Annotated in this window: 14 protein-coding genes; all 14 read left to right on the plus strand. The window is 69.4% G+C overall.

The window, feature by feature from the left end:
• The first annotated feature begins 106 nt into the window (after positions 1-106).
• Entirely contained in the window at positions 107-433 is a 327-nt protein-coding gene (locus tag G6031_RS09555; protein ID WP_182653137.1) for a hypothetical protein, read from the plus strand.
• Positions 405-1,985, plus strand: coding sequence for a hypothetical protein (locus tag G6031_RS09560; protein WP_182653138.1), 1,581 nt, complete (start codon positions 405-407; stop codon positions 1,983-1,985). Before G6031_RS09555 ends, G6031_RS09560 begins: the two co-directional genes overlap by 29 nt.
• Before the next feature lie 19 nt (positions 1,986-2,004).
• Positions 2,005-3,243 (plus strand): hypothetical protein, encoded by a 1,239-nt coding sequence (locus G6031_RS09565; RefSeq protein ID WP_182653139.1) that lies wholly within the window; start codon positions 2,005-2,007, stop codon positions 3,241-3,243.
• A complete protein-coding gene (locus tag G6031_RS09570) occupies positions 3,240-4,538 on the plus strand; it encodes a head maturation protease, ClpP-related (RefSeq protein WP_182653140.1) in 1,299 nt (432 codons plus the stop codon). Before G6031_RS09565 ends, G6031_RS09570 begins: the two co-directional genes overlap by 4 nt.
• Before the next feature lie 21 nt (positions 4,539-4,559).
• The gene (locus G6031_RS09575; protein ID WP_182653141.1) at positions 4,560-4,967 is read left to right on the plus strand and encodes a hypothetical protein; all 408 of its coding nucleotides are present in this window, start codon (positions 4,560-4,562) and stop codon (positions 4,965-4,967) included.
• Between the two features lie 29 nt (positions 4,968-4,996).
• Positions 4,997-5,923, plus strand: coding sequence for a hypothetical protein (locus G6031_RS09580; protein ID WP_182653142.1), 927 nt, complete (start codon positions 4,997-4,999; stop codon positions 5,921-5,923).
• Complete coding sequence (locus tag G6031_RS09585; protein ID WP_182653143.1) at positions 5,923-6,372, plus strand: hypothetical protein; 450 nt, start codon at positions 5,923-5,925, stop codon at positions 6,370-6,372. The genes G6031_RS09580 and G6031_RS09585 overlap by 1 nt, the downstream gene beginning before the upstream one ends.
• A 19-nt stretch (positions 6,373-6,391) precedes the next feature.
• On the plus strand, positions 6,392-6,880 hold the full coding sequence (locus G6031_RS09590) for a Gp19/Gp15/Gp42 family protein (protein ID WP_182653144.1): 489 nt from the start codon (positions 6,392-6,394) through the stop codon (positions 6,878-6,880).
• Positions 6,881-6,884: 4 nt separating this feature from the next.
• Entirely contained in the window at positions 6,885-7,205 is a 321-nt protein-coding gene (locus G6031_RS09595) for a hypothetical protein (RefSeq protein WP_182653145.1), read from the plus strand.
• Entirely contained in the window at positions 7,205-7,489 is a 285-nt protein-coding gene (locus G6031_RS09600; protein ID WP_182653146.1) for a hypothetical protein, read from the plus strand. Before G6031_RS09595 ends, G6031_RS09600 begins: the two co-directional genes overlap by 1 nt.
• An 11-nt stretch (positions 7,490-7,500) precedes the next feature.
• Positions 7,501-7,878 carry a hypothetical protein gene (locus G6031_RS09605; RefSeq protein ID WP_182653147.1) on the plus strand — a complete coding sequence of 126 codons (378 nt, stop codon included), beginning with the start codon at positions 7,501-7,503 and terminating at the stop codon, positions 7,876-7,878.
• Between the two features lie 9 nt (positions 7,879-7,887).
• Positions 7,888-8,505: a hypothetical protein gene (locus tag G6031_RS09610; RefSeq protein WP_182653148.1), complete on the plus strand. Its 618-nt coding sequence runs from the start codon at positions 7,888-7,890 to the stop codon at positions 8,503-8,505.
• Between the two features lie 143 nt (positions 8,506-8,648).
• Positions 8,649-9,047: a hypothetical protein gene (locus G6031_RS09615; protein ID WP_182653149.1), complete on the plus strand. Its 399-nt coding sequence runs from the start codon at positions 8,649-8,651 to the stop codon at positions 9,045-9,047.
• A gap of 68 nt (positions 9,048-9,115) precedes the next feature.
• Positions 9,116-9,409 (plus strand): hypothetical protein (locus G6031_RS09620; RefSeq protein ID WP_182653150.1); only part of this gene is annotated, 294 nt, incomplete at its 3' end.

Genomic DNA, 9,409 nt, shown 5'->3' on the forward strand with positions numbered 1-9,409 from the left:
AAATATCGAGGGGGTACCCCTCCTGACCCTGCCCCGCGCCACAGTCAGGCGTTTTTTGCCGGGCGTGAAACTCACAGCGTGATCGTCGCAGGTAGGGGGCGGTTTCGTGGGCGAGCTGACGGCAGGCCAGCGGCTCGCTGAGTCGCTAACCGAGGACGAGGACCCGGCCGAGTTGCTGGCGATGATCGAGGAGGCCGGCCGGATCAAGGACCGGCTGGATCGGCTCGACGCGCTGGCTTCCGGCGAGCGGGAGGTGTGGCTGCATCTGACGGAGCTGCGCGAGTCGGGTGAGTACAAGGTCTCGATCGACCAACCGCTCCAGGAGGCCCGGCAGTTGGCGACGGTGTTCCGGCAGATGCTCGCGGAGATCGCGCGGCGACGTGAGAGACCAGGGGGTGGTGGCGGTGACGGAGACGTGCTCAACGACCTATGACGTCGACGCCGAGTTCGCAGCCCTGATCGAGCGGGAGTTCCCGAAACTCACGGGCCGGCAGACGCCGGAGAGCATGGCCTTCACGACTGGCGGGGATCTCACCCACGGTCAGCGCGCGGCGAAGTTGGCCGCGCGGCTCAAGTGGAAGCTGATGCCATGGCAGCTCTGGTCGCTCGAGCGGATCCTCGCCAAGACCGACGGCCGGTGGACCCACCCCGAGGCGTGCCTGCTGGTCCCCCGGCAGAACGGCAAGTCGCTGATCCTGGTGTTCCGGGTGATCTACGGGCTGTTCGTCCTCGGGGAGAACATCATCTTCTCGGCGCACCAGTGGGAGACCGCGAAGGCGCTGTGGCAGCGCATGAACATGATCCTGAAGGACGTGCCGTCACTGCGCGCGCGACTGGCCCCGCAGGGCGGGGCCACCTGCTCGCAAGGCCGCGGGGTGTTCATGCTCCGCAACGGCGCGAAGGCCGTGTTCACCACACGGTCCCAGCACGCCGGGCGCGGCCTCGACCGGGTCGACCTGCTGATCTACGACGAGGCGTACGACCTGACCGAGGCGGACATGGCGGCGCTGTCGCCGACGAAGATGGCCGCCGACGATCCGCAGACCATCTACACCTCGAGCGCGGTCAACGCTCACGCTCACAGCAACGGCGACGTTCTCACCGGTGTGCGCCGGCGCGGGCGGCTCGGCGAGCTGGGACTTTTTTACGGTGAGTGGTGCGCGCGGCCAGGCTCGGACCGCACCGCCCCGACGGTGTGGCGCGAGGCGAACCCGAGCTACGGCATCATCCAGACCGACCGGAAGATCTCGGCCGAACTGCGGTCGGCAGTCACCGACGCCGCGAAGATCGTCTTCGACGTCGAGTACCTCGGCATGGGCGTCTGGCCGGACGAGCTCGGCGAAGTCGAGCCCCCGGTCAACCTGGCTGCCTGGGACGATCTGATCGACCTCGAGGCGAGCCCCGCCGGACAGTCGTGCATCGCTGTGGAGTGCGAACCCTCGCGCGGCGGCGCTGGCCGGGTCTGGTCCATTGGCGCCGCGGTCGACACCGAGACCGGCACGCACCTGCAGCTCGGTGTCCACGAAGTGCTGTCCCCGGCCCAGGTGGTCGAGCGGGTCAAACGCATCGTCAAGGCCAACGACCCGGTCGCCGTGGTGCTCGACTCCAAGTCGGTGGCCCGCGACCTGATCGGCGCGCGGCTACTCAAGGCGGACATCGAACCCGAGTTCGTCACCGCTCCCCTGGTCTCGGCGACGACGAACGGCTTCCTGCAGGCGGTCGACGACGAGGCGATCACGCACGACGGCAACGCCGAGGTGCGGGCAGGCCTGGAGGCCGCGCAGCTGCGTGAGATCGGCGAGTCGGGCGGTGTGGCGTGGTCCCGCAAGGCCGGAGGCCAGACCTCGCACCTGATCGTCCTGTCCTACGCGTTGTGGGGGCTCGGCCGGTTCCGTCCGGAGCCCGCGGAGCCGGTGAAGAAGACGACGGTCCGCGCGGTCAAGAGCCGCGCCGCCGGGTCGTCCTGGAACAAGTTGGCGTTCTGATCGACGGGAGGAGGTGACCGTGGCGAGTACCGAGAAGGGGCACGCGATTCCGTCGGCCGGCGGTGCCGGGATGTTCCTGGAGGAGAACTGGGACCTGCGGTGGCCGAACTCCAACCGCATCTACGCCAAGATGGCGCGCGAGGACGCGCAGGTCCGTTCCACTCTGGCGGCGGTGGAGCTGCCACCCCAGCGCACGACGTGGCGCATCGACCCGAACGGCGCCGACCCTGCGATGGTCCAGCTCGTATCGGAGGATCTGCGTCTGCCGGTCCTCGGTGACGACGGGCGGACCCCGCTCGCGGTGTCACCAGGTCACGCGTCGTGGAACGAGCATCTGGCCCACGCGATGAAGTACCTGACCTACGGGGTGTACTTCTTCGAGAAGGTGTACAAGACGATCGACGGCCGGGACCGGCTGTGGAAGATCGCGCCACGGCCACCGCTGACGATCCGCGAGATCAAGACGGACCCCGACGGCGGGCTGCGGTCGATCGTGCAGACCCCGGGCCCTGGCGGGAAGAAGCCGCACGAGATCGACGTCGACCGACTGCTGGTGTACGTCAACGACCCCACGGCTGGCTGGACTGGCCAGTCGCTGCTGCGTCCGGCGTACAAGCACTGGGTGATGAAGGACCAGTACCTCCGGTTGGAGGGGCAGGTGCTCCAGCGCAACGGCATGGGCGTGCCCGTGTACACCGCGGGCAGCCCGGAAAACCAGAAGGAGGTCGACGCCGGCCAGGAGATCGCCGAAGGGCTCACCGCTGGCGAACACTCGGGGGCGTCGCTTCCCTACGGTGCCAAGCTAGCGATCGAGGGGACGAAGGGCCAGCTGGTCTCGCCTCGCGAGGCGATCCTCTACCACGATCACGCGATCTCGAAAGCGGCCCTGGCGCACGTGCTCAACCTCGACGGCAAGGGCGGCTCCTATGCCCTTGCCGACACCCAGCTCGACATGTTCGAGCAGTCGCTTCAGACGACCGCTGAGTACGTGTCGATCACTGGAACCCGCTACCTGATCGAGCCGCTGTGCCGGGTGGCGTTCGACCTCGAGAACGAGCCGACGGCAGGGCCGTTCCCGAAGCTGACGTTCGACCCGATCGGCTCCAAGAAGGACCTGTCGCCAGGCGACCTGGCCATCCTCGTCCAGGCCGGGATCATCCTGCCCGACCGAGACCTCGAGGAGGAGGTCCGGCGTCGCGGGAACCTGCCCGGCAAGCGCCCGCTGAACGACCCCAACCGCGAGGAGACATCGCAGTGACTACGACGCACGATCTACGCACGCTGCTGCGGGAGGGGTTCGACTCTCCGGAGCAGTGGTACGCACTGAACCAGGCACAGAACAAGGCGTCGGCCGAGCTGCTGATCTACGACGTGATCGGGTGGTGGCCCAACGACGCCGAGACCCTGGCACGCGAGCTCAAGGCGCTCGAGGTCGACGAGATCACGGTCCGGATCAACTCCCCCGGCGGGTCCGCGTACGACGGGTTCGCGATCTACAACGCGCTGCGCTCGCACTCCGCGACGGTCACGACGGTGGTGGAGGGACTGGCGGCGTCGGCGGCCTCGATCATCGCTCTGGCTGGGGACAAGGTCGTGATGCGGCCCGCCTCGGAGCTGATGATCCACGAGGCGTGGATCGCGACCGCCGGCCCCGCCGAGGAGCTGCGCAAGATGGCGGACCGCCTGGACAAGATGAACGGGACCATCGCCGGGATCTACGCCGAGCAGGCGGGCACCCCGGCCGACATGTGGCGCGAGGCCATGCGGGTCGAGACGTGGTTCACCCCCGACGAGGCCCTCGAGGCTGGCCTGGTCGATGCGGTCGAGGACGGGAAGGTCGCGGCGGGTGCGAGCAACCACGCCGCGCTGCCGATCTTCAACTTCGCGAGCCGCGCGGCCGCTCCGCCACCCCACATCACAGCTTCCTCTGCGCAGGCGGAGGGGAAAAGGAAGGAGGGCAACGTGCCCACAATCCAGGACAAGCTCCGCCCGCTCGTCGGCCTGGCTGACGACTCCGATGACGACACGATCGTCAGCGCGGTCTCTGAGGCGCTCGATGAGCGCGCGGACGGAATCGACAGCGACCCCGGGTACGGCCCTCTGGTGGCCGCGCTCGGGTTGGAAGAGGACACCGACGCGTCCGAGGTGCTCGCCGCGGCCCTGACCGCGGTCACCACGCGCACAACCGTCGGCGAGGACGACGACGTCGTCACGGTCGACAAGGCCCGGTTCGACGAGCTAGTGGCCGCCGAGGCTGCCCTCGGCGACTACCAGGGGAAGGACGCCCAGGCCGAGGCCGAGCGCCTGGTGGACGAGGCGATCGAGGACGGCCGTCTCGCGGCGTCGTCCAAGGACCGCTGGGTCACCAAGATCCTCGACGACCCTGAGGACGCCAAGCCGCGGCTCGCGCAGATCGCCAAGGCGCGCATCCCGCGCAGCGAGATCGGCCGCGGAGAGCACGCCGACGACCAGCAGAACCCTGACGCCGCAGAGCGTCAGCAACTCACCCAGAAGGCTCGCGCGGCTGGCTACGGCCGTCGGCGCCTGGTCTGACCGAGGAACAGGAGAAAAGCAATGTCGAACCCCACATTCAGCACGGGGAACCTGACCCGCGAGGCCGGCGCCACCGTGGAGAAGTTCCGTCTCGTCCGTCTCGTCGACGGCAAGGTGCAGCACGCCACCGCCGACGCCCTCCCCTACGGCGCGGTCACCGAGGCCGCCGCCCCGGAGGCCGATCGCGAGGACAACTACCTCGCCCACGGCCTGCCCCGGGTGGTCCGGGTCCACGCCGCCCAGTGCGTCCTTCCGCTGGCCACCGACGGCACCGACTTCGCCGACGGCGACACGGTGTACGCCGCAGCAGACGGCAAGGTCGCCAAGACCGGCACCGTCGGCGTCGGCCTGGTCGATCGCGCCGAGTCCGGTGGCCTCGTCCGCGTCCACCTCTTCCACCCCGCCGGCACCGCCGTCGCGGGCGACTGACCCCGCCACGCCACAAGGAGAGCAAGAACATGGCAACTGAACTGACCTCCGCTTACGGCGGGGACAACCTGACCGTCTCGGACATGATGAAGGACCCGCTGTGGATCCCCGAGCGGGTCCTGGAGGAGCTCGAGGGTGCGTTCCTCGAGGAGGCGCTGTTCCGCAACGGCGGCACCAACGACGGCGTGGTCGCCTACCGCGAGGCCGCGGCCCCGTTCCTCAACGACGACCCCGAGGCGGTCGCCGAGTTCGCCGAGATCCCGATCTCGAACCTCAACCTCGGCAAGGCCCGCACCCTGGTCGGCATCAAGACCGCCCTCGGCATCGCAGTCTCGCGCGAGATGAAACGCGAGAACCGCGTCGACATGGTCACCCGGCAGCAGACCGCGCTGTCGAACACCATGCGCCGCAGCGGCGTGGATGCCTCCCTGGCCGCGTTCCGGGCCGCCGAGGTCCCCGACCTCACGGTCACCGCCGCGTGGGAGAACGACGCCGCGGACCCGATGCGAGACATTCGCCTGGCCAAGCGGATGATCGCCACTGCAAAGGACCCCGAGCGGGAGACAGCGCTCATGGGCTACCGCCCGGACGCGATCGTGCTCAACGAGGGCACCCTCGACGTGGCCCTATTCCACGAGAAGGTCCAGAAGTTCTACCAGGGCAACGCAGCCCTGGAGAACCCGATCTACACCGGCATCACTCCCGGAATCCTCGGCGGGTTGCGCGTGGTCGTCTCGGAGTTCATCCCCGAGGGAGAGGCGTACGTGATGGAGTCCGGCACCGCCGGCTTCATCTCCGACACCGACCCGCTCACCGTGACCCCGATGTACTCGCCCACCGGCGAGAACGGACACGGTGGCTCGACGCAGTCGTGGCGGATGGATGCGTTCCGCAAGCGCATCATCGCCGTGGACAACCCGCGCGCCGTGGTCCAGCTCGTCGGGATCGAGGCGTGATGAAAGTCCGTCTCACTACGTCTCGATGGGACCAGCGCACCGCGAAGGGCATCGTGCGACGCCGGCGAGGCGACCTGGTGTCGGTCAAGGACGACGTGGCCGATTGGCTGATTCGCTCCGGCGCGGCCGAGCTGGTCGGTCGTGCTCCTGCCCCGACTCCCGAGCAGTCCACCGGCCCCCAGGAGCCCCCTGCACCTGAGGACGTCATCGAGGGGCTCGACGGATCCGCCGATGACGCCGACGGTGGCCAGGGCGACGCGGACGGCGACGGCGGCAGCGACGGCGACGACGACGAAACCGAGGACGCAGGGGACGACGAGTCGGCCACCGCGCGGCCGGCGCAGTCGGCACCGAAGGCGGCCTGGGTCGCCTACGCGGTCTCCCGGGGCGTCCCGGCCAAGGAGGCCGAGGCGATGGACAAGCCGAAGCTGATCGCCCGGACCGCCTGACGAGGTCGAGGAGGCCGCGATGCTCGAAGACGATGTGATCGAACAGCTCGCGCCGCAGTCCGAGATCCTCGCGCGCATCCCGCGTCCTCTCGAGGAGGACGAAGGGGCCCGTGTCGGGAGCCTGATCCGTGACGCTGTCGAGGCGATCGCGGTGGAGTTCGACGACGCCGGCCGGGATCTGCTGGCCGACCTGGCCGCCGACGCCACCTCCCCGGTCCAGCCACTGCACTACAAGGTGAGGTGGGCGGTCCGGGAGATGGTGTCGGCGGCGGTGCTCATCGGCGAGAACACCGGCATGCGGTCGGTGACCTCGTCCACCGGTGCTCAGTCCGACGCGGTGACGTTCTCCGACGTCGACGCGGCGTCCTGGTCGGGGATCTCGGTCACCGACCGGATCCGGCAGCGGCTAGGTCTCCCGACCGGGGTGCGGCCTCGTGGACGGTTCCCCAGGCCCCCGAGGTGGCCGGAGGTGATGCTCGATGGTCGGCGCGGCTGCGAGTGGCCATGAGACTGTGACCGTCCTCGGCGGCACAGCCCGCACGGATCCGAAGGGCTACCCGATCCCGCCCACTCCGCCCCGGGAGATCCACGGCTGCACTGTGCAGCCGACGGTGATGGACCAGGACATCGGACGGGACCGGTCGGGGCAGGTGCTCGAGTTCAGGGTGCTTGCCCCCGCCGGCACGGTCATCACCTCGAAGGACCGCGTGATGATCCGGGGCCGCGAGTTCGCGGTCACGGCTGAGTCGTTCGACTGGTCGGTCAACCGCCGGCCAGCACTACGCCGCCACCGGCCGCGGGTGGAGTTCATCGCCAAGCGCGGTGAGGGGTGATGGCCGCTAAGCCTCGGGTCCGGCTCAACCGGTCTGGGGTCCTGGCGCTGATGCAGCGGGCTGGGCCCCCGCTGCTGAGGGAGAAAGCCGAGGCGGTGTGCGGCAGGTTGCGCGCCGCCGGATACCAGGCCGACTACGAGATGCGGCAGGACCGCAACGGCCGGCCCGTGGTCATGGTCGCACTCACCGAGGCCCGCGGACTCACCGCGCAGGCCAAGGACGGCGTCGTCACCAAGGCGGCCGCGATGGAGGGCCTGGACATCAACCGCTACTACATCAGGTGAGGGGGCGCGGCGTGGCTGACGGGATGCAAGTCGACGGCGCCGAGCGTGTTCTGGACTTCCTCATCGACCGGGTGGAGGGCGCGACGGTGCGCTCCGATCTGCCGGACGGGTGGTCGTCTGCTGACGGGGTGGCGGTCACCGTCACCTCGGATGCGACGTCGTTCTCCGACCGCGTGGCCACCCGTGAGGCGGTGCGCGTGGCCGTGTACTCGGCCTATCGACCGATCGCCCGTCGCGCCGCGTCGCAGCTCGACGCGGCACTCATCCGGCCCGGCGCCATTCGCGGGCTGCTCATCCGGCCCGGTGCCGGGCTCATCATCGCTCGGGACGACAAGCTCGAGTGCTTCCTCGCGGCGTTCACGGTCCTCGTGAACGCCTCACGCAACTAAGGAGACGCCATGTCTGCACCCACCCCCTACCGCCGCAACGCCGACAACGTCCGCTTCTGGGACGACGCCGAGGTGTACTACTCCCCCGACCCGGACGCCAAGGTCAACGCCGACGGCACGTTCGGCGACGCCTGGGCCTCGACCGGGTTCCTCAACGCCGGCGCCGACCTCGGCCAGGAGCGCGACACCGAGCGCCAGGAGGCCGAGGGCTTCGGCGGACGCCTGCTCAAGACCCGCCAGCGGTTCAAGAAGGACACCTGGGCGTTCACCGCCGCGGAGGACAACGAGACAGTCCACAAGCTGATGTGGCCGAACTCGCCGTACATCGTCGACGGCACCGGCGTCCTGCGGGTGCCGCGCGACGCCGAGGGCGTGTTCGCCCGCAAGCTCGTCGACGCCGACGGCGCGATCACCATCGACGTCACCCGCGCGATGGCCTCCTGCTACCCGAGCAACCTCAACAACGCCGACGGCGGGCACCAGACCCGCGAGTTCACCGTCGAGGTCCGCCCGGACGAGGACAACGCCCTCTACGACCGGTTCCACAAGTCGGCCAGCGAGGACGCGCTCGAGCCCCTGGAGGTCATCCGCATCGAGGCCGCCGGCACCGGCGGCGGCGGCGAGTAGGTCCGCCACACAGACCGCACCCCGGTCGGCCGGATTGGTGATCCCCACCGGCCGGGGTGCGCCCTTCGGGGCAACCACCCAAGGATCACCACCCGATGCCCCGCGACTGCTCGCGGGGCATCGCCCATCTCAGGAGGATCACCATGACCACCACGACCGCCAAGAAGACCGCCGCGCGCAAGGCGCCGGCGAAGAAGGCCACCAAGCCCGTCGCGACGAAGGCGACCGTGAAGGGCCCCGCGCCCACGCCCGCCGAGGTCGACGCCAAGAACAACGACGACACCGGCGAGGAGGACTCGACGACGATCACCATCGAGGTGGAGATCAACGGCACCGAGATCGAGCTCGAGCTGCCGGCCGCGTTCGAGGACGCCGACCCCGACGCGATCGTCTACATGGAGCAGGAGAAGCCGACCGCGGCGTTCAAGGCGCTCATCGGTGACGACAACTGGACCACCCTGAAGCGCCTCGGGTGGACCGCCCGCGACTTCCGGTCGGTCGTCGACGCGTGGAAGGGGGCTGTGGGGCTGGGAAACGGCTAGGGCTGCTCCGGCACATCAGGGAGCACGAGGATGCGGTCGAAGCCGACTTCGAGCGCTACTACCCGAGGGTGGACTACCTCGACCGCTACCGCCGTGACTTCCGCGGCCGTCCGATGCTGTCGCTGCGCCGGCTCCTGCTCCTGGTGGATCACCTGCCGCAGGAGTCGGCGTTCGCAAGCGCCCTCGCCGAGCGACACCCCATCAGCGGTGAGCAGGCCGCCACGTACGCGGTGTGGTCGGCCCTGACGGGCAAGCAGCACCCGTATCTGGACGACCTGAAGAACCGCCGCGAGCGCGAACGCAAGGCGGCGTTGATCCGCGAGCGCCGCGCGTCGACCGCCGCCCAGAACCGCCGCTACATG

The organism is Dietzia sp. CQ4, assembly GCF_014145125.1.
Taxonomy (GTDB): Bacteria; Actinomycetota; Actinomycetes; order Mycobacteriales; family Mycobacteriaceae; genus Dietzia; species Dietzia natronolimnaea.

What these genes read in the sequence shown, in the direction of transcription:
- G6031_RS09575 (WP_182653141.1), top strand. Translation starts at nt 4,560, where the DNA reads ATGTCGAACCCCACATTCAGCACGGGGAACCTGACCCGCGAGGCCGGC.
- G6031_RS09580 (WP_182653142.1), top strand. Translation starts at nt 4,997, where the DNA reads ATGGCAACTGAACTGACCTCCGCTTACGGCGGGGACAACCTGACCGTC.
- G6031_RS09585 (WP_182653143.1), top strand. Translation starts at nt 5,923, where the DNA reads ATGAAAGTCCGTCTCACTACGTCTCGATGGGACCAGCGCACCGCGAAG.
- G6031_RS09590 (WP_182653144.1), top strand. Translation starts at nt 6,392, where the DNA reads ATGCTCGAAGACGATGTGATCGAACAGCTCGCGCCGCAGTCCGAGATC.
- G6031_RS09600 (WP_182653146.1), top strand. Translation starts at nt 7,205, where the DNA reads ATGGCCGCTAAGCCTCGGGTCCGGCTCAACCGGTCTGGGGTCCTGGCG.
- G6031_RS09610 (WP_182653148.1), top strand. Translation starts at nt 7,888, where the DNA reads ATGTCTGCACCCACCCCCTACCGCCGCAACGCCGACAACGTCCGCTTC.
- G6031_RS09615 (WP_182653149.1), top strand. Translation starts at nt 8,649, where the DNA reads ATGACCACCACGACCGCCAAGAAGACCGCCGCGCGCAAGGCGCCGGCG.